The following is a 21,777-nucleotide window of genomic DNA, read 5'->3' on the forward strand; positions in this document are numbered from 1 at the left end:
GGCCCCCCGTAAGCCGCGCGGCGGCGCATGGATACGATGCTGGGGGCCGGTGGACCGTACCCGGCCGGGCCCGACCGACAGTGAAGCCGGCGCGGCCCTTAGTCCCCGCTCCCGGAGGGTTCTTCCGTGCCGGCTGGAACGCTGTACCGCGGCCGGGAAGGAATGTGGTCCTGGGTGGCTCATCGAGTCACCGGCGTCCTCATCTTCTTCTTCCTGTTCGTCCACGTCCTGGACACCGCTCTCGTGCGTGTCTCCCCCGAGGACTACGACAAGGTCGTAGCCACGTACAAGACGCCGATCGTCGCGCTGCTGGAGTACGGCCTCGTCGCCGCCATCCTCTTCCACGCGCTCAACGGCCTGCGCGTCATCGCCGTCGACTTCTGGTCGAAGGGGCCGCGCTACCAGAAGCAGATGCTCTGGACCGTCGTCGGCATCTGGGTCGTCCTGATGGCGGGGGCGGTCTACCCCGTCCTCGGCCACGCCGCTCGTGTTCTGTTCGGGAGCTGACGCCCATGTCCACGACTGAAACCACCGCGTCCGGAGTCGGCCCCGTCGAGGGTGCCCCGCTCTACTCGGTCGACAACCCGGCCCCGTTCATCGAGGCCCCGCGCAAGCGCACCAAGAAGACCCCGAAGTCCACGCGGGGCAACTTCGAGATGGCCGCCTGGCTGTTCATGCGCCTGTCCGGCGTCGTGCTGGTCGTCCTCGTCCTCGGCCACCTGCTGATCCAGCTGGTGCTGGACGGCGGCGTCTCCAAGATCGGCTTCGCCTTCGTGGCGGGCCGCTGGGCGTCCCCGTTCTGGCAGGTCTGGGATCTGCTGATGCTGTGGCTCGCGATGCTGCACGGCGCCAACGGCCTGCGCACGGTCATCAACGACTACGCCGAGCGTCCGAACACCCGGCTGTGGCTGAAGGGCCTGCTCTACACGGCCACGGTGTTCACCATCCTGCTCGGCACGCTGGTGATCTTCACCTTCGACCCGAACATCCGCTAGGCACGGGGCTGCGAGAATCATGAAGATCCACAAGTACGACACCGTCATCGTCGGCGCCGGCGGCGCCGGCATGCGCGCGGCCATCGAGGCGACGAAGCGCAGCCGCACCGCCGTCCTGACCAAGCTCTACCCCACCCGCTCCCACACGGGCGCCGCGCAGGGCGGCATGGCCGCCGCGCTGGCCAACGTGGAGGAGGACAACTGGGAGTGGCACACCTTCGACACGGTCAAGGGCGGTGACTACCTGGTCGACCAGGACGCCGCCGAGATCCTGGCGAAGGAGGCCATCGACGCCGTCCTCGACCTGGAGAAGATGGGCCTGCCGTTCAACCGGACCCCGAACGGCACCATCGACCAGCGCCGCTTCGGCGGTCACTCCCGCAACCACGGCGAGGCCCCGGTCCGCCGGTCCTGCTACGCCGCGGACCGCACCGGCCACATGATCCTCCAGACGCTGTACCAGAACTGCGTCAAGGAGGGCGTGGAGTTCTTCAACGAGTTCTACGTCCTGGACCAGCTGATCACCGAGGTCGACGGCGTCAAGAAGTCGGCCGGCGTGGTGGCGTACGAGCTGGCCACCGGCGAGATCCACGTCTTCCAGGCGAAGTCGGTCATCTACGCGTCCGGCGGCACCGGCAAGTTCTTCAAGGTGACCTCCAACGCGCACACGCTGACCGGTGACGGCCAGGCCGCGTGCTACCGCCGGGGCATCCCGCTGGAGGACATGGAGTTCTTCCAGTTCCACCCGACCGGCATCTGGCGCATGGGCATCCTGCTGACGGAGGGCGCCCGCGGTGAGGGCGGCATCCTCCGCAACAAGGACGGCGAGCGCTTCATGGAGAAGTACGCGCCGGTCATGAAGGACCTCGCGTCCCGTGACGTCGTCTCGCGCTCCATCTACACGGAGATCCGCGAGGGCCGCGGCTGCGGTCCCGAGGGCGACCACGTCTACCTCGACCTCACCCACCTGCCGCCGGAGCAGCTGGACGCCAAGCTCCCGGACATCACCGAGTTCGCGCGGACCTACCTGGGCATCGAGCCGTACACGGACCCGATCCCGATCCAGCCGACCGCGCACTACGCGATGGGCGGCATCCCGACGAACGTCGAGGGTGAGGTCCTGGCGGACAACACCACCGTCATCCCGGGTCTGTACGCGGCCGGCGAGGTCGCCTGTGTCTCCGTGCACGGCGCCAACCGCCTCGGCACCAACTCGCTGCTGGACATCAACGTGTTCGGCCGCCGCGCGGGCATCGCCGCCGCCGAGTACGCGCACACCGCCGACTTCGTCGAGCTGCCGGAGGACCCGGAGGCGTTCGTCGTCGGGCAGATCGAGCAGCTGCGCACCTCCACCGGCAACGAGCGGGTGGCCACCATCCGCCGCGAGCTGCAGGAGACCATGGACGCGAACGTCATGGTGTTCCGCACCGAGCAGACGATCAAGACCGCGGTCGAGAAGATCGCCGAGCTGCGCGAGCGCTACCAGAACGTGTCGATCCAGGACAAGGGCAAGCGGTTCAACACGGACCTGCTGGAGGCCGTCGAGCTGGGCAACCTGCTCGAACTGGCCGAGGTCATGGCGGTCTCCGCCCTGGCCCGCAAGGAGTCCCGCGGCGGTCACTACCGCGAGGACTACCCGAACCGCGACGACGTCAACTTCATGCGCCACACGATGGCGTACCGCGAGGTGGGCGACGACGGCTCGGAGACCGTCCGTCTCGACTACAAGCCGGTCGTCCAGACCCGCTACCAGCCGATGGAGCGTAAGTACTGATGGCTACCCCTGTTCTGGACAAGGCGGACGCGGCCGGCCAGCCCGAGCCCGGCTTCGCCGACTCCCCCTACATCACCGTCACCTTCCGGATCCGCCGGTTCAACCCCGAGGTCTCGGCGGAGTCGGCCTGGGAAGACTTCCAGCTGGAGATCGACCCGAAGGAGCGCGTCCTCGACGGCCTCCACAAGATCAAGTGGGACGTCGACGGCACGCTGACGTTCCGCCGCTCCTGCGCGCACGGCATCTGCGGTTCGGACGCGATGCGGATCAACGGCAAGAACCGTCTTGCCTGCAAGACCCTCATCAAGGACATCAACCCCGAGAAGCCGATCACGGTCGAGCCCATCAAGGGCCTGACGGTCCTGAAGGACCTGGTCGTGGACATGGAGCCGTTCTTCCAGGCGTACCGGGACGTCATGCCGTTCCTGATCACCAAGGACACGAACGAGCCCACGCGCGAGCGGCTGCAGTCCGCCGAGGACCGCGAGCGCTTCGACGACACGACGAAGTGCATCCTCTGCGCCGCCTGCACCTCCTCCTGCCCGGTGTTCTGGAACGACGGCCAGTACTTCGGTCCGGCCGCGATCGTGAACGCCCACCGCTTCATCTTCGACAGCCGTGACGAGGCGGGCGAGCAGCGCCTGGAGATCCTCAACGACAAGGACGGCGTGTGGCGCTGCCGCACGACCTTCAACTGCACGGACGCCTGCCCGCGCGGTATCGAGGTCACCAAGGCGATCCAGGAGGTCAAGCGCGCGCTGATCACGCGTCGCTACTGATCCGCCGTACGCCTGCGGCCTTTCGGGCCCCGTCCCCGGTCACGCACCGAGGGCGGGGCCCGCGCAGTGACGGTCCCTGCGGGAGCCCGCCGAGGGACCCTGGGAGCCCCACCGGAGTCCGCTCCGGTGGGGCTCCTCGCATACCGGGGCGAGGGCTCCTAATATGACGACATGTCAGATGAAGAGTCGTACGAACTGCTCGGCTTCGACAACGTGCTGCTCCCCGTCGGCGACCTCGGCGAGGCGGTCTCCTTCTACGAGCGGGCCGGGTTCGCCGTGGGGTTCCGGTTCGACGAGGCCGGGATCGCGCTGCTGAAGGTCGGCGGGGAGACGCCCGGCGTCCTGCTGCGCGCCGAGGAGGGGCTGGGGCACCGCTCGCCGCACTGGCCCTCGGCGCGGGTCTGGCTGGAGGTGCCGGACGCGCGCGTGGCGGCGCGCAGGCTGGCCGCCGCCGGCATCGAGCCGCTGGACGAGATCTGCCAGGCGGCCACCGGCTGGGCCGTGGAGATCGCCGACCCCTGGGGCAACATCCTCGGCTTCACGGACTACACCAAGCGCCCGGCGCTGGGCCGCAGAGGCTGACTCCGGCACGGCGCCGGCCATCTGGGCGGGCCCGACCGGCATGACCGCCGCGCACCCCGTGCGGGGCCGGGGCGTCACGAGCGCCCCGGTGTGCCGACCGACCGTGCCGCACGACGCCGTGGGCGGCCTGTGCACCCGTCCGCGCGACCGGCCCGGCAGCGGTTCCGGCGGCGCCGGGTGGTGCCGCCGGCACCGCTGCCGGCCGGCCCGGAACGGGTCCGCGCCCGCTCCCCCGGGCTCGACCACGCGGGCACCCCCGACGAGGGCGGCCGTCGGCGGCGACGCAGGGCAGGCCCACCGGGGGCCGCGCGCCTGGACCGTCGTCCCGCGGGCCCTGCGCGAGGACCGCCCGCTCGCCCCACCGGCTCGCCGCCCCGGCGGGCGCGCAGCCGGCCCGCGGGACCCTGCTCGCCGTCGCGAAGAGGCGGGAGGCGCGGCGGGCCGGGCACCGCGGGGAGAGGGCGGGCGTACCGCCGGGCCGACGGCCGGCCGTATCACCCGGGCACGGGCCGGTCCCGCGAGCCGCCGTCCTGTCCGGCGCCGCCCGCGCCACTCGTTAGGCTCTTCTACCGTGCCCGCGAAGAACGACGGCCCCGAAGCGGCCGGACCCCAGAGCAGCAAGTCCGAGCAGACCCGTGCGCTGATCCTGGAGACCGCGATGCGGTTGTTCCAGGAGCGGGGGTACGACAAGACGACGATGCGGGCCATCGCCACGGAGGCCGGGGTCTCCGTCGGCAACGCCTACTACTACTTCGCGGGCAAGGAACACCTGATCCAGGGGTTCTACGACCGGATCGCCGCCGAGCACCAGGCGGCGGTCCGGGAGGTCCTGGACCGGGAGACCGATCTGGAGGCGCGGCTCACCGGCGTGCTGACCGCGTGGCTCGACATCGCCCGGCCGTACCACGAGTTCGCGGTGCAGTTCTTCAAGAACGCCGCCGACCCCGACAGCCCGCTCAGCCCCTTCTCGCCGGAGAGCGAGCACGCGCGCGAACAGGCCATGAGCGTGCACCGCGAGGTGCTGGCCGGCTCCAAGTCCAAGGTGGCCCCGGAACTGCAGGACGTCCTCCCGGAGTTGATGTGGCTGTCGCAGATGGGCCTGGTGCTGTACTGGATCTTCGACCGCACGGAGGACCGCGAGCGCAGCTACCGGCTGGCCCGGCGCGGCGCCCGCCTCACCGCCCGCGGCGTCTCCCTGGCCCGCTTCCGCGTCCTGCGCCCGCTGGTCCTGGAGATCCACGAGCTGTTCACGGACTTCCTGCCGGGGATGACGAAGGTGCTGCCGGATCCGGGGCGGCAGCGGGACGAGTGACTCAGATCCAGTTCAGCCGCCACAGCCGGAACACGCCGGTGCCGTCCGTCAGGTACTGGCCGCCGCCCACGTCCTCGGTGCTGACCACGTACTCCTTGCGCTGCCACAGCGGGATCAGCGGGACGTCCCGTGCCACGTCCGCCTGGATCTGCTGGAAGTCCCTCGCGGCCCGGGACCGGTCGGCGAACTGCTGGCTGTCCAGGACGAGATGGTCGACCAGCTTGTTGCTGTAGCCGGTGCTCATCGAGGAGCCGGTGCCGACGAGCGCGGCGCCGAAGGTGTCCGGGTCGGGATAGTCGGCCACCCAGCCGACCGCCCACGCGTCCATCTTCCCGGCGGCCCAGCGCTTCTGGAAGTCGGTCCACTCGTAGCCCTTGACGTCCACCTTGAACAGGCCGCCCGCCTCCAGCTGCTTCTTCAGTTCCGCGGCCTCCTCGGCGCCCGCGCCCCGGCCGATGCCGTAGCCGAAGGTGAAGCGCACCGGCAGGCTCACCCCGGCCTCGGTGAGCAGCTCGCGCGCCGTGCGGGTGCTCGGCTTGGGGTAGTTGTCGAAGAACGACGTGGTGTGGCCGGTGATACCGGTCGGGATCAGCGAGTACAGCGGGTCGACCGTGCCCTCGTAGACCGTCGCGGCCAGCTGCTCGCGGTCGACCAGCCAGGCCATCGCCCGGCGCACCCGCGCGTCGTGCAGCGGGGAGGCCGGGCGGGTGTTCAGGTACAGGTTGCGGGTCTCGGAGCTGTCGGACTCGGTGACCCGCAGGCCGGGGTCGCTCGGGTTCAGCTCGGAGAGCATGTGCGGCGGCAGGTTCCGGGTGGCGACGTCGATCCGCTTGGCCTTCCAGGCGCTGTCGAGCTTCGCGGAGTCGGTGTAGTAGCGCAGCTCGACCGGGCGGCCGGTGCCGCTCAGATACCCCTGGTAGCGCTTGTTGGGCGCGAGGTCCGCCTTCTGGTCCTTGGTGTACGCGGTCAGCGTGTACGGCCCGGTGCCGTCGACGGCGCCGTCCGTGCGCAGGGCGTCGGCCGGGTACTTCTCCCTGTCCACGATCGCACCGGCGCCGGTGGCGACCTTCAGCGGGAAGGTGGCGTCCGAGGACGAGAGGTGGAAGGTGACGGTGTGCGCGTCGTCGGCGGTCACCGAGCCGAGCGTGCTGAACAGGGACGCCGGGCCGACATCGGAGTGGATCTTCTTGACCCGGTCGAAGGAGTACTTCACGTCCTCGGCGGTCATGCCGCGCCCGCTCGGGAAGGTGAGCCCGGAGCGCAGCGTGCACCGGTACGTCTTCAGGCCGCTGCCCGCGAAGGCGCAGCTTTGCGCCGCGTCCGGGACCGGCTCGACCCCGCCCGGCTCGAACGTCAGCAGCGACTGGAACACGTTGCTGAACAGTGCCCAGGACCCGGCGTCGTAGGCACCGGCAGGGTCGAGCGTGGTGATCGCGTCCGTCGTACCGACGGTGATGGTCCTGCCCTTGCCGCCCTGCGAGGGCAGCAGCTGCCAGCCACCGATGCCTACGACGGCCAGTACGAGCAGCGTCACGAGAATCCGCATGCGAACAGATCGCACGGTGGTGCCCTCCCCGGGCCCGTCGAGGCCCTACCCCTGGCCCAGCACGAATCGGCCACTCCCCCTGAGTGGCGCGGCTCACCTAATCACACGGGTTTCACCGTGGGGAAGGGCTTTCTGACCAGTTGTGGAAGAACTTACCGAGGCGTGGTGGACGGCGGCTTCACAGCTTCCGCACAGCCGTGGGAGCGGTTCCGCGGGGTGTCTTTTAGCATCCCCGGCCCGCCGGACGGAAGCACTTTCCTCATGTACACACAAAAAGGTGCCTTGCTCATTAAACGGTTGCCTTTGGGGGGATTCCCCCTCTGCCCGCCTCACACGAGGCGGCTGCTCCGACGAAAGGCGAACGCTCATGAGCATGTTCCAGAGCGGCAAGCTTCAGCTGAGTTCATCCAATCCCACCGCGACCACCGGCGGGGACACCTCGACCTTCACCCAGGTCGTCTTCCCGGCGGCGTTCCCCGACGGGTCCTCGGTGGTCGTGATCCCCTTCGTGCAGACGTTCAACGGCCCTGACACCCCGGGCCTGCGCATCGCCGACGTCACCACGGTGGGCTTCAAGATCCGCATCAACGAGATCCACGCGGCCGGCAAGGTCACCGCGGACGGGACGCACACCGCGGAGACGGTGGGCTGGATCGCCAGCACCGTGTGACACCCCGACAGCCGTCCGCCCCTGGCAATCGACGTGCCAGGGGCGGACGCACGCGAGTCTACGCGCCGGATCCACGCCGCCCGGGACGGGCGGCGTGGATCCGGCGCGTCCGCCGCTATGACGTCCGGCGCAGTGCGCGCAGTCCGCGCAACCCGATGCCCCCGACGACCGTCCCCAATACGAAGGAAACGACCGCCAGCAGCAGGTGCACCCAGAAGTATGCGGTCGGGTGGCCGTCGTCGAAGGCGAGCCCGCTGCTGTCCTTGACGAGATTCTTGACGAAAGTGACCCAGATGACCCAGCTCCACACTCCGAAGGCGAGCAGGAACCAGGAGACCGGGCGGCTGAGCTTCATGACACCAGTATCGCCGTCGCCCGTCCGGTTCCGTGTCGGGGGTGGGGCCGGCGGTGGGACGCCGTCCTCCGGTGCCGGTACGTTCTCGACCGTGCCCGCACCGAAAACGACCGGCCGGCGATCCCTGCTGATCACCTCCGCCACGCTGCTGTCCCTGTCCGTCACCGCGCCCGCCGCGCTCGCCGCGCCGACCCCGCCGACGAGCCCTTCCACGACTCCCTCCACGAGTCCTTCGACGAGGCCGACGGCCACGCCCCCGGCCGGGATGTCGACCCTCGGCGGGGCCCGGCTCGGGCAGCCCGGCACCCAGGTGAATCTCGCCCCCGGCGTGCCGGTGCTGCCCAAGGACCTCACCGCCCGCTCCTGGATCGTCTCCGACGCCGAGTCGGGCGAGGTGCTCGCCGCGCACAACGCGCACTGGCGGCTGCCCCCGGCGAGCACGCTGAAGATGCTCTTCGCGGACACCGTGCTGCCCCGGTTCCCCAAGGGCGACCGGCACAAGGTGGCGGCGGCGGACCTCAAGGGCGTGGGCGTCGGCTCCAGCGTGGTCGGGATAAAGGAGGGCGGCACCTACTCCGTCCGGGACCTGTGGCTCGGGGTCTTCCTGCGCTCGGGCAACGACGCCGTGCACGTGCTGTCCGCGATGAACGGCGGCGTCCGGCAGACCGTCGAGGACATGCAGAAACACGCCGAGGAGCTGCAGGCGCTGGACACCCACGTCGTCTCGCCCGACGGCTACGACGCCCCGGAGCAGGTGTCGTCGGCGTACGACCTCACCCTGTTCGCCCGCTCCGGGCTGCAGAAGAAGGACTTCCGCGACTACTGCTCGACGGTGAGCGCCACGTTCGGCTCCCAGGAGATCCGCAACACCAACCGGCTGCTGAGCGGCGACAGCGACGTCCCCGTCTACCAGGGCATCGCGGGCGTGAAGAACGGCAACACCACCCACGCGGGCGCCACCTTCACCGGGGTCGCCGAGCGGGGCGGCAAGGTGCTGCTGGTCACGGTGATGAACCCGGAGAAGGCCGAGCACAACGAGGTCTACAAGGAGACCGCGAAGCTGTTCGACTGGGGCTTCGGGGCGGCCGGCAAGGTCGCTCCGGTGGGCGAGCTGGTGCCGCCGAAGAGCGCCGTGTCCCCCGGCTCGCGGCCGAGCGCCGGCGCGTCCGCCGGGCAGGGCGCGGAGCGGACGTCCGGCGGCACCGGCGGGGCGGGCGCGAAGCCGGCGGCGAGCGCCACCGGCGCGTCCGGTTCCGGCGGCGCCGGGATCGCCCTGGCCGTCGCGGGCGGGCTGCTGGTGCTGCTCGCGGGCGGCGCGTTCCTGGTCAACCGCCGCTGGCCGCTGCCTGACCTGATGCGCCGTCGGACCCGTCCCTGAGCCCCGCCGTGTCGTCCCCGTCGGCCCGCTCGCTCGGTGTCGCCGTCCAGGAGGCGCAGAACAGCACGATCTTCGAGGTGAAGTTGATCCACAGCAGCAGGGCGACGGGGACCCCGAACGCGCCGTACATGCTCTTCGCGGCGACGCCCTGGATATAGCCGCTGAGCAGCAGCTTCAGCAGTTCGAAGCCGATCGCGCCGAGCAGCGCGGCGACCAGCAGGCGCCGGCGCGGCGGCTCGACGCCGGGCAGCAGGGTCAGGACGTAGAGCAGGACGAGGAAGTCGGCGAGCACGGCGACGGCGAACGCCAGGACGCGCAGCAGGATGCCGCCCCAGCCGTCGCGGTCGAGGCCGAGCTGCTCGGTGATCCAGCCCACCAGCGCCGAGGCGATGGTGGAGATGGCGATCGTGGCGATGACGGCTCCGCCGAGGCCGACCAGGATGCCCGCGTCCTTGGCCTTGGCCAGGAACAGGTTCTCCTCCTTGTCGGGCAGCTCCCACACCGCGCGCAGACAGGAGCGCATCTGCTCGACCCAGCCCATGCCGGTGAAGAGGAGCACGGCTCCCGCGATGACGCCGACCGTGCCGGCGTTCTGCACCAGGGAGCTGATGTCCAGCTGGTCGGAGAGGCCGGGCACCTGGTCGGCGAGCTTGCTCTGGAGCTTCTTCTGCCCGGAGTCGTCGAGCGTGGCGGCGGCGATCGCGGCGGCCAGCGTCAGCAGCGGGAACAGCGCGACGAAGCTGATGAAGGTCATCGCGGCGGCCAGCCGCGTCCACTTCACCCGGTCCAGACGCTCGTACGACCGCCAGGCGTGCGTGGTCATCAACCGGGTCACGACCGGTCCGATGCCGGGAAGCTTCTTCAGCCAGTCCATGATCCGACTGTGCCCGCTCCGAGTGGTCGTCAACACCGCGTTTCTCCGGCGATACCGGCATATAGGGGCGATACGGTCAGCTGTCATGAAGGACGCCACCGCTCCGCCCCAGTCCCTGCTCGTCCTCGGCGGCACGTCCGAGATCGCGCTGGCCACCGCGCGCCGGCTGATCGCCCGCCGCGTCCGCACGGTGTGGCTGGCCGGCCGCCCCTCCCCGGCCCTGGAACAGGCCGCCGAGGAACTGCGGGAGCTGGGCGCGGACGCCCGCACCGTCGTCTTCGACGCGCTCGACCCCGACTCCCACGACACGGTCCTCGGCAAGGTGTTCGCCGAGGGCCCGATCGACTTGGTGCTGCTCGCCTTCGGCATCCTCGGCGACCAGGCGCACGACGAACGCGACCCGGTCCGCGCGGTGCGGGTCGCCCAGACCAACTACACCGGGGCCGTCTCGGCGGGCCTGGTGGCGGGCCGGGCACTGCAGGCCCAGGGCCACGGCTCGCTCGTCGTGCTGTCCTCCGCCGCCGCCGAGCGGGCCCGCCGCGCCGACTTCATCTACGGCTCCAGCAAGGCCGGCCTCGATGTGTTCGCCCAGGGCCTCGGCGACGCCCTGCACGGCACCGGTGTGCGTGTCATGGTCGTACGCCCCGGGTTCGTCCGGACGCGCGGGACGGCGGGCCGGCCGCAGGCGCCGTTCGCCACCACCCCCGAGGCGGTCGCCACGGCCGTCGAACTCGGCCTGCGCCGCCGCTCGGAGACGGTGTGGGTGCCCGGCACGCTGCGCCTGGTGATGGCCGTGCTGCGGCACGCGCCGCGGGCGCTGTTCCGGCGGCTGCCGCTCTAGCCGCGCAGCGCCCCGCGCCCGATGCCGGCGTGGCCGGGCTGGGCCGGTACGACGGATCCGCCGAAGGTGAGTTCGCGCAGCTTGCGCCACACGCCGTCGGCGCCCTGCTCGTACAGCGCGAAGCCGGTGCAGGGCCACTGGGCGTCGTAGTCCGCCAGTTCCTCGAAGGCGCGGTCCATCGCCGCCTCGTCGATGCCGTGCGCCACGGTGACATGCGGGTGGTACGGGAACTGCAGTTCGCGCGCCACCGGACCGGAGGCGTCCCGGATCCGCTGCTGGAGCCGGGCGCAGTCCTCGGCGCCCTGGACGACACGCACGTACACCACCGGTGACAGGGGCCGGAAGGTGCCGGTGCCGGACAGCCGCATCGGGAACGGCCGGCCCGTGGCGGCGACCTCGGTGAGGTGCGCCTCGATCGCCGGCAGGCCGCTCTCGTCCACCTCGGTGGGCGGCAGCAGGGTGACGTGCGTGGGGATGCCATGAGCCGCGGCGTCGCCGAAGCCCGCGCGCAGCTCCTGAAGCCGGCTGCCGTAAGGCTCCGGGACCGCGATCGACACGCCGATCGTTACGGTCCCCACGTCGTCTCCTGTCGTCGTGTCTGTTTTCTGCTCTGCCGTCGGCTATGACTGTACGGCCACGGGTGTCCTGTGGGCAGGCGCAGCGGAAGTGATGTGCAGCGCTCCGCCCGCGCACACCCGTGCGGTTGTACGCCTCAGTGCTTGGCGGGGAGGAAACCCACGCGGTCGTACGCCTGCGCGAGGGTCTCGGCGGCGACGGCACGCGCCTTCTCCGCGCCCTTGGCGAGGACCGAGTCCAGCGTCTCGGGGTCGTCCAGGTACTGCTGGGTGCGCTCCCGGAACGGGGTGACGAACTCGACCATGACCTCGGCGAGATCCGTCTTGAGCGCGCCGTACATCTTGCCCGCGTACTCCTGCTCCAGCTCGGCGATCGAGGTGCCGGTGAGCGTGGAGTAGATGGTGAGGAGGTTCGAGACGCCCGGCTTGTTCTCGGTGTCGAAGCGGATGACCGTGTCCGTGTCGGTGACCGCGCTCTTGACCTTCTTGGCCGTGGCCTTGGGGTCGTCGAGCAGGTTGATGAGGCCCTTCGGCGTGGACGCCGACTTGCTCATCTTGACCGTCGGGTCCTGGAGGTCGTAGATCTTCGCCGTCTCCTTGAGGATGTACGGCTTCGGGACGGTGAAGGTCGGGCCGAACCGGCCGTTGAACCGGTCGGCGAGGTCGCGGGTCAGCTCGATGTGCTGGCGCTGGTCCTCGCCGACGGGCACCTCGTGGGCCTGGTAGAGCAGGATGTCCGCGACCTGGAGGACCGGGTAGGTGAACAGGCCGACGGAGGCCCGGTCGGCGCCCTGCTTGGCGGACTTGTCCTTGAACTGGGTCATGCGGCTGGCCTCGCCGAAGCCGGTGAGGCAGTTCATGACCCAGGCGAGCTGGGCGTGCTCGGCGACATGGCTCTGCACGAAGAGCGTGCAGCGGTCCGGGTCGAGGCCGGCGGCCAGCAGCTGTGCGGCGGCGAGGCGGGTGTTGGCCCGCAGCTCCTTCGGGTCCTGCGGGATCGTGATCGCGTGCAGGTCGACGACCATGTAGAACGCGTCGTGGGACTCCTGCAGGGCCACCCACTGGCGGACGGCGCCGAGGTAGTTGCCGAGGTGGAACGAGCCGGCGGTGGGCTGGATTCCGGAGAGCACGCGGGGACGGTCAGCAGAGGCCATGTCCACCATTCTCGCAGAGGGCGGAGGCGGGGACGGCCCGTGCGGGGCGGGGTGGCCGCGGAGCGCGGGGGACGGCGGTCCTGCGGGGCCGTTCGCGTGGTTCCCCGCGCTCCTGCGGGCGCGTCAGCCGAGGTCGATCTCCGGGTACAGCGGGAAGCCCGCGACCAGGTCCGTCGCCCGCTGGGCGATCTCCGCCGCGATCTTCTCGTCCAGGACGTGGGCGGCCTTGGAGGTGGCGCCCGACTTGGTGGTGCCCTGCTCGGTGCTGGTCAGGACGCGGTCGATCAGGGCCGCCACCTCGTCCATCTCCGCCGTGCCGAGGCCGCGGGTGGTGAGGGCGGGGGTGCCGATGCGGATGCCGGAGGTGTACCAGGCGCCGTTCGGGTCGGCCGGGATGGCGTTGCGGTTGGTGACGATGCCCGAGTCGAGCAGGGCCGCCTCGGCCTGGCGGCCGGTGAGGCCGTAGGAGGTGGCGACGTCGATCAGGTTGAGGTGGTTGTCCGTGCCGCCCGTGACCAGGGTGGCGCCCCGGCGCATCAGGCCCTCGGCCAGCGCGCGGGAGTTGTCCACGATCCGCTGGGCGTAGTCCCGGAAGGCGGGCTGCCGGGCCTCGGCGAGGGCGACCGCCTTGGCGCCCATGACGTGCGGGAGCGGGCCGCCGAGGACCATCGGGCAGCCGCGGTCGACCTGGTCCTTGAGGGAGTCGTCGCACAGCACCATGCCGCCGCGCGGGCCGCGCAGCGACTTGTGGGTGGTGGTGGTGACGATCTGGGCGTGCGGGACCGGGTCGAAGTCGCCGGTGAGGACCTTGCCGGCGACCAGGCCCGCGAAGTGCGCCATGTCGACCATGAGGGTCGCGCCGACCTCGTCGGCGATCTCGCGCATGATCCGGAAGTTCACCAGACGGGGGTACGCGGAGTAGCCGGCGACCAGGATCAGCGGCTTGAAGTCGCGGGCCTGGGCGCGCAGGGCCTCGTAGTCGATCAGGCCGGTGGCCGGGTCGGTGCCGTAGGAGCGCTGGTCGAACATCTTGCCCGAGATGTTCGGGCGGAAGCCGTGGGTGAGGTGGCCGCCCGCGTCCAGGGACATGCCGAGCATGCGCTGGTTGCCGAAGGCCTGGCGCAGCTCGGCCCAGTCGGCCTCGGAGAGGTCGTTGATCTGGCGGGCGCCGGTCTTCTCCAGGAAGGGGGCCTCGACGCGGTCGGCGAGGACGGCCCAGAAGGCGACGAGGTTGGCGTCGATGCCGGAGTGCGGCTGGACGTAGGCGTGGCGGGCGCCGAAGAGTTCGCGGGCGTGCTCGGCGGCGAGGGCCTCGACGGTGTCGACGTTGCGGCAGCCGGCGTAGAAGCGGCGGCCGACGGTGCCCTCGGCGTACTTGTCGCTGAACCAGTTGCCCATCGCCAGCAGGGTGGCGGGGGACGCGTAGTTCTCGGAGGCGATCAGCTTGAGCATCTCGCGCTGGTCGTGGACCTCCTGGCCGATGGCGTCGGCCACGCGCGGCTCGACGGCGCGGATCACGTCGAGCGCGGCGCGGAAGGCGGTGGACTCGGTGGAGAGGGGGGCGGCGTTCTCGGGCATCGGGGACCTCCGGACGGTGTGCGTACGGCATTCACGTTCGGCCCAGGCGCACGGCACTCTTCCCGCTCGGGCCGCTCCCTGATGGTCCGTCCCATCCCAGCGCGCCAGTCACGGCCCGCCGGCCAGCCTACCGGGCACGCCGGGTGCGGCAGATCCCGAGTCCATCATGCGAGCGGGGGCGAACGGGGGGTCCGCGAGGAGGACCGGGGCCGGGTCCGGGCGACGGAGGAGGCCGTTTCGGCGGGGGCCCGGCGGGCTGTCACCCGGCCGGGTGACAGCCGCCCCCCGGCGCACGCGGCGATGAGTCCGCTCCGGTCCGCCGGTCCCTAATGGGAAGGGGACGACGAGGGAGAAGGTGACGGCGTATGCCCGCACGTGAGCCGAGGACCGAGCTGGACGCCCGGTACAGCTCGGCGCTCAACCCGCTGCCCGGCGCCGAGGACGTCACCGCCACCGAGTGGGCCCAGGCCCGGCGGCAGCTGGAGAGCGCCGAGATCTTCTGGCTGACCACGGTCAGGACCGACGGCCGGCCGCACATCACACCGGTGATCGCCGCCTGGCACGACGGCGTGCTGTACTTCGCGACCGGACCGGCGGAGCAGAAGGCGAGGAACCTGGCGCACAACGCGCACTGCACGCTGACCACCGGGCGCAACTCGCTCACCGAGGGCCTCGACCTCATGGTCGAGGGCAGGGCGGAGCGGGTGACGGACCCGGCGGTGCGGGAGGCGGCCATCACCGCCTACGAGACGCAGTACGGCGAGCACATCACCTCGCCCGAAGGCACTTTCTTCGGCTTCGGGGACGCCCTGCGCACCGGCGAGGCGCTGCTCTTCGCGGTGGCGCCGGTGACGGCGTACGGCTTCGGCAGGGACGCGGGGCTGTTCAGCCACACGCGCTGGTCCTTCGCCTAGGGGTCACCTGAGCGGGATGTCCGCCCCGTGCTCGGCGAGGGGCCGGGGTCCGAGGATGCGCCGGTCGGCCTCGCGGATGGGCAGGTCGTTGATGCAGGCCTCGCGGCGGCGCATCAGGCCGTGCTCGTCGAACTCCCACAGTTCGTTGCCGTAGCTGCGCCACCACTGGCCGGCGGCGTCGCGGCACTCGTACTGGAAGCGGACGGCGATCCGGTTCTCGTGAAAGCTCCAGAGGCTCTTGCGCAGGGCGTAGTCGCGTTCGCGCTCCCACTTCTCGGTCAGGAAGGCGACGATCTCCTCGCGGCCGGTGACGAACCGGTCCCGGTTGCGCCACTCGGAGCCGGGTGTGTAGGCCAGCGCGACCCGGTGGGGGTCGCGGGTGTTCCAGGCGTCCTCGGCCGCCTGCACCTTCTGGCGGGCGGTCTCCAGGGTGAACGGCGGGTACGGCGGGCGGTCTTCCGGCACGGCGGCCTCCTCAGGTCGAGAACGATCGTTCTCCATCGTGGGTCTAAGGTAGAGAACGACCGTTCTCATCGTCAAGGAGCCCCGATGCCCGCCCCGATCACCGAAGAGCAGAACCGCCTGGACCGCGAGGCGCTCCTGGACGCGGCACAGACGCTGTTCTACGCGCACGGCATCCAGGCGGTCGGGATGGACCGGGTCCGCGAGGCGTCCGGGCTGCCCCTGAAGCGGATCTACCGGCTCTTCGCCACCAAGGAGGAACTGGTGGTGGCGATGCTCCGGCGGCGCGACCGGCACTGGCGCGCGAGCCTGGCCGCCCGGGTGGAGCAGGTCGCGGACCCGCGCCAGCGGGTGCTCGCGGTCTTCGACTGGCTCGCGGACTGGTTCGCCGAGCCCGGCTTCCGCGGCTGCGCCTGGATCAACGCCCACGGCGAACTCGGCTCGTCCTCAGCGCCGGTGCTGGCCGAGGTCAGGGCGCACAAGCGGGCCTTCCACGACCAGCTCGCGGCCTGGGTGGGCGCCACCGGCGTGCCGGTGGCCGAAGCGGTGTACCTGCTCGCCGAGGGCGCCATGGTCACCGCCGGCCTCACCGGCGACCCGGCCGCCGCCGGGCAGGCGCGGGCGGCCGTGGAGAGGCTTCTGGCCGGCGCGGCAGGGCCGGCCGGCGGCCCGCGGCGCGGCTAGAGGATCACATGGGGCAGGAAGCGGGCGTACTCGTCCGTGATCAGGCCCGTGGACTCGCGCAGGCCGAGTCCGGCCGGCTCGTCCCGGACGACCCAGGCGCCGAGCACGACGTGGTTGCCGTCGAAGGCGGGCAGCGGGGCGAGCGCCTGGTAGCAGCAGGGCTCGTCGCGCGGGGCGGCCGGTGTTCCCGCCGGGTGCACCGTGACGCCCTCGCCCTCGCGGCCGAGGAGGGGCTTGGCGACGTAACCGCCCGACCCGGCCAGCTCGCGGGGGCCGTCCAGATAGGCGGGGAGGAGGTTGGGGTGGCCCGGGTACAGCTCCCAGAGGACCGCCAGGAGGGCCTTGTTGCTCAGGAGCATCTTCCAGGCGGGTTCGATCCACAGGGTGGTGCCGGTGCCGCCGCCGTTGTCCAGGGTGTCCAGGACGTGTCCGGCGAAGGCGTCGGTGGTGAGCCACTCCCAGGGGTAGAGCTTGAAGACGCTGCGGATGAAGCGGAGCCGGTTGTCGACGAAGCGGCCGGAGAGGCTGTCCCAGCCGATCTCCTCCATGGAGATCCAGTCGGTGTCCAGGCCGGCCTGTTCGGCGGTCTCCTTCAGATAGGCGACCGTCATCAGGTCCTCGCCGAGTTCGTCGGCCGAGGAGTGCGCGAAGTGCAGCGGGCTGCCCGGCGGGAGCAGTCGGGCCTGCTCGCGCCAGACGTCGACCAGCCGTTCGTGCAGGGAGTTCCACTGGTCGGCGCCGGGGAAGCGGTCCTCCATCCAGAACCACTGCGGGGAGGCGGCCTCCACCAGCGAGGTGGGCGTGTCGGCGTTGTACTCCAGGAGCTTCGCCGGTCCCGTGCCGTCGTAGCGGAGGTCGAAGCGACCGTAGACGGAGGGGAGTTCGGCGCGGCGGTGCCAGGCGTCGGTGACCGCTGCGGCCACCCGCGGGTCGGTGATGCCGAGGTCGGCGAGACGGTTCTCGGCCACGATGTGCCCGGCGGCGGCGAGGCACATCCGGTGCAGTTCCTCGACGGTCTCCTCCAGCGCCTCCACCTCCTCCAGGGTGAAGACGTAGCAGGCGCTCTCGTCCCAGTAGGGGCGCAGGGAGCCGTCGGGGTGGCGGGTGAGCGGGTAGACGAGCCCCTGCTCCTCGACGGTCCGCTGCCAGCCGGGGCGGGGGGTGAGGGTACGGCGTTCCATGGTGTCGTCCGGTCAGCCGCCGGAGCTGCCCTTGCCGCCGCCGAAGCCGCCGCGGTGGACCCCGCTGTGATCGTCGTCGTACGAGCCCCCGCCGCCGGAGCCGGACCCGGAGCCGGAACCGGGCTTGGTGAAGGAGCCGCCGTCGACCCAGCCGCTCTTCTCGTCGCCGTCGTAGTACCAGGCGGCGTCGGCCTTCTTGGTGACGGTCTTCTTCTTGCCGGTCCCGGACTTGCCGCTCGTCCTCACGGTCGTGGCGGAGCCGGTCTTGCAGCTCTTGTCGGAGACGACCTTGTAGCCCTTGGCGAGGTTGTAGCTGTCGCGGTCGACGCAGCGCTTGTCCGGCTCGGACGAGCAGGCGGTGAGCGCGGCGGCCAGCAGGCCCATGCCGCCCAGGACGACCGTGCCGGAACGGAGCTGCCTTCGTGCCTGCGCCATGGTGGTCTCCCCCGTCGGATGCGATGTTCGGCGGTCAGCCTAGAGACCGCCGTCGGCGGCCGTACAGGTACCCCCGCGATCTCCCGCTCGCCTAGAGTCACTTCGTGCTTTTTGGAATGGTGTGCGCCCTGGGGGCGGCGGTCTGCTTCGGTACGGCCACGGTGTTGCAGGCGATGGCGGCGCGGGCCGCGGGTGCGGAGGAGGGGCGCGGCGGGGACGCGGCACTGCTGTTGCGGGCGCTGCGCCAGTGGCGCTACCTCGCCGGTCTGGCCCTGGACGGCGTCGGCTTCCTGCTGCAGATCGCGGCCCTGCGGTCGGTGCCGATCTACGCGGTGGGCGCGGCCCTCGCGGCGAGCCTCGCGGTGACGGCGGTGGTGGCGGCGCGGCTGCTGCGGGTCCGGCTGAGCGGCCTTGAGTGGGCGGCCGTGGCGGTGGTGTGCGCCGGGCTCGCCCTGCTGGGGCTGGCCTCGGGCACGGAGGGCGAGCGCGCCGGCCCGGACTGGCTGCCGTACGCGCTGCTCGGCGCCGCGGTGGGGGTGCTGCTGCTCGGCGGGGTCGGCGGGCGCCTGTCCGGCCGGAGCCGGGCGCTGCTGCTGGGGCTCGGCGCCGGGTTCGGGTTCGGGGTGGTGGAGGTGGCGGTACGGCTGATCGACTCGCTGCGGCCGGCCGAGCTGCTGACCGACCCGGCGGCGTACGCCCTGCTGATCGGCGGCGGCGCCGCGTTCCTGCTGCTCACCTCGGCCCTCCAGCGGGGCTCGGTGACGACGGCGACGGCCGGCCTGGTGCTCGGCGAGACGATCGGCCCGGCGGCGGTGGGCGTGTTCTGGCTCGGCGACCGCACCCGGGAGGGCCTGGGCTGGCTGGCCGCCCTCGGCTTCGCGGTGGCGGTGGCGGGAGCACTGGCACTGGCCCGGTTCGGGGAGGCGCCGGCGGCGGAGGAGGGCTGACGGCGGCCGCCTGTCTCAGTGGTCGCGCCAGGGATCGCTTCGCGCATGTTCCCAGTTCCGGAGCGCACAGATGCCCCACGAGAAACGGCGTAACCGCGCCTGCTCGACGTGCAGGGCGGTGTCGCCGTAATCCCCGTTGAGGTGGTGTCCGAGGACGACGACGGCCACGCTGCCGGCGCCCGCGGACTTCAGTGCGGCGGCTGCGGACTGGGCGTGGTTGCCGGTGGTCCAGGTGTCGTCGATGAGCAGTACGTTCTCGCCCCAGAGCGCTGCTGAGACGTAGCGCGTGGCGGACACGGTGCGACCGAGTCCGGCCGCGTCCGGCGTGGGCGTGAGCAGATCGCGGTAGCGGCCACGCGTGGCGCCGACCATGTCGGCGGCCATGGTGCGCAGCGGATGGTCCGCACGGCCGCTGGTGCTGGGCACGGTGGTGACGATGCCGAAGCCGGGGACGGCGCAGTGGTCCGCGACGCAGGTCTCGTGGACGGCGAGGAAGCGCCAGAGCACAGCGGCAAGCCCGGTGCGGAAGTACTGCTGCTGCGGGCCGACGGCGTTCTTGTAGCGCCACAGCTCGTTGGCGTACTGCTCGCCCTTGAGGGCCAGGCTCACCGGGACCACGGCATCGGCAGCACCCGTGCCCAGGACTTTGCCCGCCTCATGGCAGGGCCAGCAGGTGGGATAGCCCGCCTTCGCCGGGCCTCGGCATAACTGGCACACGCCCGGGCCGGGCAGCAGAGGGTGGACAAGGAAGTTGGCGTAGCGGGCGGAGAGCCCGACAACGGTGGCCACCCCGGATCCGCCCGTCTATGCCCAGGTCAGCTCGCCCGTGACCGGGACGAGGGAGTCGATGTGCCGGAAGACGTCCTCGGGACCGTCGATGACGGTGGTGTTGGGCCTGGCCGCGTACTCCCGCGCCCACTCGTGTGTCATCAGGGACCGCATGAGGAAGACCCGGCGGCCGTGCTCCAGAGCGAGCCGGGCCTGCATGCGGGCGCCGCTGCGGTAGGCCGCCTCGATCACGACGGTGGCCAGGCTGTAGCCGCTCATCACGGCGTTGCGCAGAGGGAAGGACGCCTTGGTGGGCGCCGCGTCCGGCCAGAACTGGGAGATCACCAGCCCTCGGTCGGCGATCTGCTGCTGGAGCCGAGCGTTCTGCGCCGGATAGGTGCGGCGCAGTCCGGTGCCGATGACGGCGACGGTACGGCCGCCGACGGCCAGCGCGCTGCTGTGGGCGGCGGTGTCGATGCCGGCGGCCAGGCCGGAGACCACGGTGACACCCCGCTCCGCCAGCCCGCCCGCGACGGCCCGGGCGTGAGCGACGCCCTCCGGGGTGGGAGTGCGGGTACCGACGACGGCTACCCGCAGATCGTCCTCCGCGGGTGCGCCGCGCAGGAACAGGAAAGGCGGGCGTTGGTGGACCAGCCGCAGGTAGAGGGGGTACTCCTCGTCCAGGATCGTCACCAGCCGCATGCCCTCCCGCTCCCACGCGGCGATCTCGGCGGCGACTGCCTCCAGGTCCGCAGCGGGCCCGGTGTCGAACAGGGCGGCCTGGCCCGACATGTCGAGCGCGTCTTCCAGCACGTCACGGGCACTGCCCACGGCCTCGACCTGATCGGTGAGATCGGGCCAGGAACGATCCCCGCGCCGCAGCAGCGCGACGAGCGCGGCTCGCTCCAGTTCCTGGTCCATGCCGAAAGTATAGGAAGCCCGCCCGCGCCGGGCAGCCGAACGGCTCGGATACGCGATCAAGGGCGTCACCGCGGTGCATTCGGCCTCCGGTCTCCGTGCCGTCAGTCCCCGGCAGGGTCGCCCGAGCCCCCCGCCAGCATCCCGAGGCACTCGTCCAGCGCCGCGTGCAACGGGCGTACCAGGGCGGCGAGTTCGATGTCCGAGGCCTCGCCCGCCTCCAGCACGGCCCCGATGACCGCCACCAGGACGGCGGCGGTCTCCAGGGCGCGCGCGTCGGCCAGCGACTCCAGGAGGCCGCCGGGGCGTGCGAACGCGAACGCCTCCTTGCCGGTGACCGGGTCGACACCGAGGCTGCGGGGGCGCCCGCTCATACGGCGGCCTCCCAGGGGGCGTAGTAGTGCCGCTCCCGTTCGTCCCGCTCGCGCTCCCAGACGACGACGTAGGGCCGGACCAGCGGCATGCCGTCGGCGGTGATGACGTCGTCCGGCGGGTTCGGCGGCGGGGTCCGGCGGGCGGGGGCGGGCCGGAGCGCGGAGGCTGACGGGCAGGCGGTGAGGGGCGGCGGCGTGCGCTCCGCGCGGGAAGACCGGAAAGGGCTCAGGATCGCGGCCAGTAGGCTGCGCATAGGTCGACTCCTGTTCAGTCGGCTCAGCCCCGGCACGGAAGCTCTCACCCTTCCCGCCGGGGCGTCTTCGTTCCCGCACTCTACCCAGATAACGGTAGTGGTGGGTAGTGGTTGGTAGTAGTGGTAGGTAATGCGTAGTGGGAAGTGGCGTTCTACGGTCAAAACGTGGACAAGATCAGCCCGGACTCGCCGCAGTACGTCTATGAACAGCTGGCCGCGATCATCGAGCGGAAGATCCGTTCCGGCGAGTACCCGCCGGGCACCCGACTGCCGGGCGAACTGACGATGACACACGAATACAAGGTCGGTCCGGGTACCGTGCGCCGCGCTCTGGACATCCTTCGGGACAGGGGGCTCGTAGTGACCGTGCGCGCCCGAGGCTCGTTCGTCGTCGACACCCTGCCGCCCTCCCCCGCCGGCTGACGTC

General features: G+C 71.4%; 26 protein-coding genes. 13 read left to right on the forward strand and 13 right to left on the reverse strand.

The features are described from left to right. The first annotated feature begins 126 nt into the window (after positions 1-126). The 6 genes from sdhC (at position 127) to ACF073_RS02620 (ending at position 5,442) form a co-directional block, all read left to right on the forward strand. On the forward strand, positions 127-507 hold the full coding sequence (gene sdhC, locus ACF073_RS02595) for a succinate dehydrogenase, cytochrome b556 subunit (RefSeq protein ID WP_392066175.1): 381 nt from the start codon (positions 127-129) through the stop codon (positions 505-507). 5 nt (positions 508-512) lie between these two features. After that, positions 513-995: a succinate dehydrogenase hydrophobic membrane anchor subunit gene (locus ACF073_RS02600; RefSeq protein ID WP_392066177.1), complete on the forward strand. Its 483-nt coding sequence runs from the start codon at positions 513-515 to the stop codon at positions 993-995. 19 nt (positions 996-1,014) lie between these two features. After that, on the forward strand, positions 1,015-2,769 hold the full coding sequence (sdhA, locus tag ACF073_RS02605; RefSeq protein WP_392066179.1) for a succinate dehydrogenase flavoprotein subunit: 1,755 nt from the start codon (positions 1,015-1,017) through the stop codon (positions 2,767-2,769). Then, a complete protein-coding gene (locus ACF073_RS02610; RefSeq protein WP_392066181.1) occupies positions 2,769-3,548 on the forward strand; it encodes a succinate dehydrogenase iron-sulfur subunit in 780 nt (259 codons plus the stop codon). The genes sdhA and ACF073_RS02610 overlap by 1 nt, the downstream gene beginning before the upstream one ends. A gap of 171 nt (positions 3,549-3,719) precedes the next feature. After that, positions 3,720-4,130, forward strand: a complete 411-nt coding sequence (locus tag ACF073_RS02615; protein ID WP_392066183.1) for a VOC family protein — start codon at positions 3,720-3,722, stop codon at positions 4,128-4,130. Between the two features lie 571 nt (positions 4,131-4,701). Continuing rightward, positions 4,702-5,442: a TetR/AcrR family transcriptional regulator gene (locus tag ACF073_RS02620; protein ID WP_392066185.1), complete on the forward strand. Its 741-nt coding sequence runs from the start codon at positions 4,702-4,704 to the stop codon at positions 5,440-5,442. A gap of 1 nt (position 5,443) precedes the next feature. Here the strand turns inward: ACF073_RS02620 and ACF073_RS02625 are convergent, their stop codons facing one another. Then, positions 5,444-6,988 carry an ABC transporter substrate-binding protein gene (locus tag ACF073_RS02625; RefSeq protein WP_392066187.1) on the reverse strand — a complete coding sequence of 515 codons (1,545 nt, stop codon included), beginning with the start codon at positions 6,986-6,988 and terminating at the stop codon, positions 5,444-5,446. Between the two features lie 367 nt (positions 6,989-7,355). On the opposite strand from ACF073_RS02625, the gene ACF073_RS02630 reads away from it, so the two are divergent. After that, the gene (locus ACF073_RS02630; protein ID WP_392066188.1) at positions 7,356-7,658 is read left to right on the forward strand and encodes a hypothetical protein; all 303 of its coding nucleotides are present in this window, start codon (positions 7,356-7,358) and stop codon (positions 7,656-7,658) included. A 115-nt stretch (positions 7,659-7,773) separates the two neighbouring features. Here ACF073_RS02630 and ACF073_RS02635 read toward each other — a convergent pair whose 3' ends face one another. After that, positions 7,774-8,013 carry an SCO4848 family membrane protein gene (locus ACF073_RS02635; RefSeq protein ID WP_121791057.1) on the reverse strand — a complete coding sequence of 80 codons (240 nt, stop codon included), beginning with the start codon at positions 8,011-8,013 and terminating at the stop codon, positions 7,774-7,776. A 91-nt stretch (positions 8,014-8,104) separates the two neighbouring features. On the opposite strand from ACF073_RS02635, the gene ACF073_RS02640 reads away from it, so the two are divergent. Beyond that, complete coding sequence (locus ACF073_RS02640) at positions 8,105-9,391, forward strand: D-alanyl-D-alanine carboxypeptidase family protein (RefSeq protein ID WP_392066190.1); 1,287 nt, start codon at positions 8,105-8,107, stop codon at positions 9,389-9,391. On the opposite strand, the gene ACF073_RS02645 is transcribed toward ACF073_RS02640, so the two are convergent. Then, positions 9,339-10,265: a YihY/virulence factor BrkB family protein gene (locus ACF073_RS02645; protein WP_392066192.1), complete on the reverse strand. Its 927-nt coding sequence runs from the start codon at positions 10,263-10,265 to the stop codon at positions 9,339-9,341. The two genes, ACF073_RS02640 and ACF073_RS02645, sit on opposite strands and share 53 nt — an antisense overlap. Positions 10,266-10,350: 85 nt before the next feature. On the opposite strand from ACF073_RS02645, the gene ACF073_RS02650 reads away from it, so the two are divergent. Then, positions 10,351-11,106, forward strand: coding sequence for a decaprenylphospho-beta-D-erythro-pentofuranosid-2-ulose 2-reductase (locus ACF073_RS02650; protein ID WP_392066194.1), 756 nt, complete (start codon positions 10,351-10,353; stop codon positions 11,104-11,106). Here ACF073_RS02650 and ACF073_RS02655 read toward each other — a convergent pair. The 3 genes from ACF073_RS02655 to ACF073_RS02665 form a co-directional block, all read right to left on the reverse strand. Beyond that, positions 11,103-11,684, reverse strand: coding sequence for a 2'-5' RNA ligase family protein (locus ACF073_RS02655; protein WP_392066196.1), 582 nt, complete (start codon positions 11,682-11,684; stop codon positions 11,103-11,105). The two genes, ACF073_RS02650 and ACF073_RS02655, sit on opposite strands and share 4 nt — an antisense overlap. Before the next feature lie 134 nt (positions 11,685-11,818). After that, positions 11,819-12,844, reverse strand: coding sequence for a tryptophan--tRNA ligase (trpS, locus tag ACF073_RS02660; protein WP_392066198.1), 1,026 nt, complete (start codon positions 12,842-12,844; stop codon positions 11,819-11,821). A gap of 114 nt (positions 12,845-12,958) precedes the next feature. Continuing rightward, positions 12,959-14,413: a glycine hydroxymethyltransferase gene (locus ACF073_RS02665; RefSeq protein WP_392066200.1), complete on the reverse strand. Its 1,455-nt coding sequence runs from the start codon at positions 14,411-14,413 to the stop codon at positions 12,959-12,961. A gap of 365 nt (positions 14,414-14,778) precedes the next feature. Here ACF073_RS02665 and ACF073_RS02670 point away from each other — a divergent pair, with 365 nt between their 5' ends. Then, positions 14,779-15,327, forward strand: a complete 549-nt coding sequence (locus ACF073_RS02670) for a pyridoxamine 5'-phosphate oxidase family protein (protein WP_392066202.1) — start codon at positions 14,779-14,781, stop codon at positions 15,325-15,327. Positions 15,328-15,330: 3 nt separating this feature from the next. On the opposite strand, the gene ACF073_RS02675 is transcribed toward ACF073_RS02670, so the two are convergent. Continuing rightward, positions 15,331-15,792, reverse strand: a complete 462-nt coding sequence (locus ACF073_RS02675) for a nuclear transport factor 2 family protein (RefSeq protein WP_392066204.1) — start codon at positions 15,790-15,792, stop codon at positions 15,331-15,333. An 84-nt stretch (positions 15,793-15,876) separates the two neighbouring features. On the opposite strand from ACF073_RS02675, the gene ACF073_RS02680 reads away from it, so the two are divergent. Continuing rightward, complete coding sequence (locus ACF073_RS02680; RefSeq protein WP_392066206.1) at positions 15,877-16,473, forward strand: TetR/AcrR family transcriptional regulator; 597 nt, start codon at positions 15,877-15,879, stop codon at positions 16,471-16,473. Here ACF073_RS02680 and ACF073_RS02685 read toward each other — a convergent pair. After that, the gene (locus ACF073_RS02685) at positions 16,470-17,654 is read right to left on the reverse strand and encodes a glutathionylspermidine synthase family protein (RefSeq protein WP_392066207.1); all 1,185 of its coding nucleotides are present in this window, start codon (positions 17,652-17,654) and stop codon (positions 16,470-16,472) included. The genes ACF073_RS02680 and ACF073_RS02685 overlap by 4 nt on opposite strands. Before the next feature lie 12 nt (positions 17,655-17,666). Next, positions 17,667-18,089 (reverse strand): hypothetical protein, encoded by a 423-nt coding sequence (locus ACF073_RS02690; RefSeq protein WP_392066209.1) that lies wholly within the window; start codon positions 18,087-18,089, stop codon positions 17,667-17,669. 116 nt (positions 18,090-18,205) lie between these two features. Here ACF073_RS02690 and ACF073_RS02695 point away from each other — a divergent pair, with 116 nt between their 5' ends. Beyond that, positions 18,206-19,036 (forward strand): hypothetical protein, encoded by an 831-nt coding sequence (locus ACF073_RS02695; protein WP_392066866.1) that lies wholly within the window; start codon positions 18,206-18,208, stop codon positions 19,034-19,036. A 15-nt stretch (positions 19,037-19,051) separates the two neighbouring features. On the opposite strand, the gene ACF073_RS02700 is transcribed toward ACF073_RS02695, so the two are convergent. The 4 genes from ACF073_RS02700 to ACF073_RS02715 form a co-directional block, all read right to left on the reverse strand. Beyond that, positions 19,052-19,825, reverse strand: a complete 774-nt coding sequence (locus ACF073_RS02700; RefSeq protein WP_392066210.1) for a hypothetical protein — start codon at positions 19,823-19,825, stop codon at positions 19,052-19,054. Between the two features lie 15 nt (positions 19,826-19,840). After that, positions 19,841-20,725, reverse strand: coding sequence for a DNA-processing protein DprA (locus tag ACF073_RS02705; protein WP_392066212.1), 885 nt, complete (start codon positions 20,723-20,725; stop codon positions 19,841-19,843). Positions 20,726-20,826: 101 nt separating this feature from the next. Next, positions 20,827-21,096 carry a hypothetical protein gene (locus ACF073_RS02710; protein ID WP_392066213.1) on the reverse strand — a complete coding sequence of 90 codons (270 nt, stop codon included), beginning with the start codon at positions 21,094-21,096 and terminating at the stop codon, positions 20,827-20,829. Next, positions 21,093-21,350, reverse strand: a complete 258-nt coding sequence (locus ACF073_RS02715) for a hypothetical protein (protein WP_392066214.1) — start codon at positions 21,348-21,350, stop codon at positions 21,093-21,095. The genes ACF073_RS02710 and ACF073_RS02715 overlap by 4 nt, the downstream gene beginning before the upstream one ends. Positions 21,351-21,515: 165 nt before the next feature. Between ACF073_RS02715 and ACF073_RS02720 the strand changes: the two genes are divergently transcribed. Further along, entirely contained in the window at positions 21,516-21,773 is a 258-nt protein-coding gene (locus ACF073_RS02720) for a GntR family transcriptional regulator (RefSeq protein ID WP_392066216.1), read from the forward strand. Positions 21,774-21,777: the final 4 nt, after the last annotated feature.

It is taken from the genome of Streptomyces sp. NPDC015171 (assembly GCF_043079545.1).
In the GTDB taxonomy this organism is placed as follows: Bacteria; Actinomycetota; Actinomycetes; order Streptomycetales; family Streptomycetaceae; genus Streptomyces.

Coding starts and splice junctions, on each gene's coding strand:
- ACF073_RS02600 (WP_392066177.1), top strand. CDS start 513: ATGTCCACGACTGAAACCACCGCGTCCGGAGTCGGCCCCGTCGAGGGT.
- sdhA (WP_392066179.1), top strand. CDS start 1,015: ATGAAGATCCACAAGTACGACACCGTCATCGTCGGCGCCGGCGGCGCC.
- ACF073_RS02610 (WP_392066181.1), top strand. CDS start 2,769: ATGGCTACCCCTGTTCTGGACAAGGCGGACGCGGCCGGCCAGCCCGAG.
- ACF073_RS02615 (WP_392066183.1), top strand. CDS start 3,720: ATGTCAGATGAAGAGTCGTACGAACTGCTCGGCTTCGACAACGTGCTG.
- ACF073_RS02625 (WP_392066187.1), bottom strand. CDS start 6,988: ATGCGGATTCTCGTGACGCTGCTCGTACTGGCCGTCGTAGGCATCGGT.
- ACF073_RS02630 (WP_392066188.1), top strand. CDS start 7,356: ATGAGCATGTTCCAGAGCGGCAAGCTTCAGCTGAGTTCATCCAATCCC.
- ACF073_RS02635 (WP_121791057.1), bottom strand. CDS start 8,013: ATGAAGCTCAGCCGCCCGGTCTCCTGGTTCCTGCTCGCCTTCGGAGTG.
- ACF073_RS02645 (WP_392066192.1), bottom strand. CDS start 10,265: ATGGACTGGCTGAAGAAGCTTCCCGGCATCGGACCGGTCGTGACCCGG.
- ACF073_RS02650 (WP_392066194.1), top strand. CDS start 10,351: ATGAAGGACGCCACCGCTCCGCCCCAGTCCCTGCTCGTCCTCGGCGGC.
- trpS (WP_392066198.1), bottom strand. CDS start 12,844: ATGGTGGACATGGCCTCTGCTGACCGTCCCCGCGTGCTCTCCGGAATC.
- ACF073_RS02665 (WP_392066200.1), bottom strand. CDS start 14,413: ATGCCCGAGAACGCCGCCCCCCTCTCCACCGAGTCCACCGCCTTCCGC.
- ACF073_RS02670 (WP_392066202.1), top strand. CDS start 14,779: ATGCCCGCACGTGAGCCGAGGACCGAGCTGGACGCCCGGTACAGCTCG.
- ACF073_RS02680 (WP_392066206.1), top strand. CDS start 15,877: ATGCCCGCCCCGATCACCGAAGAGCAGAACCGCCTGGACCGCGAGGCG.
- ACF073_RS02685 (WP_392066207.1), bottom strand. CDS start 17,654: ATGGAACGCCGTACCCTCACCCCCCGCCCCGGCTGGCAGCGGACCGTC.
- ACF073_RS02690 (WP_392066209.1), bottom strand. CDS start 18,089: ATGGCGCAGGCACGAAGGCAGCTCCGTTCCGGCACGGTCGTCCTGGGC.
- ACF073_RS02695 (WP_392066866.1), top strand. CDS start 18,206: ATGGTGTGCGCCCTGGGGGCGGCGGTCTGCTTCGGTACGGCCACGGTG.
- ACF073_RS02705 (WP_392066212.1), bottom strand. CDS start 20,725: ATGGACCAGGAACTGGAGCGAGCCGCGCTCGTCGCGCTGCTGCGGCGC.
- ACF073_RS02710 (WP_392066213.1), bottom strand. CDS start 21,096: ATGAGCGGGCGCCCCCGCAGCCTCGGTGTCGACCCGGTCACCGGCAAG.
- ACF073_RS02715 (WP_392066214.1), bottom strand. CDS start 21,350: ATGCGCAGCCTACTGGCCGCGATCCTGAGCCCTTTCCGGTCTTCCCGC.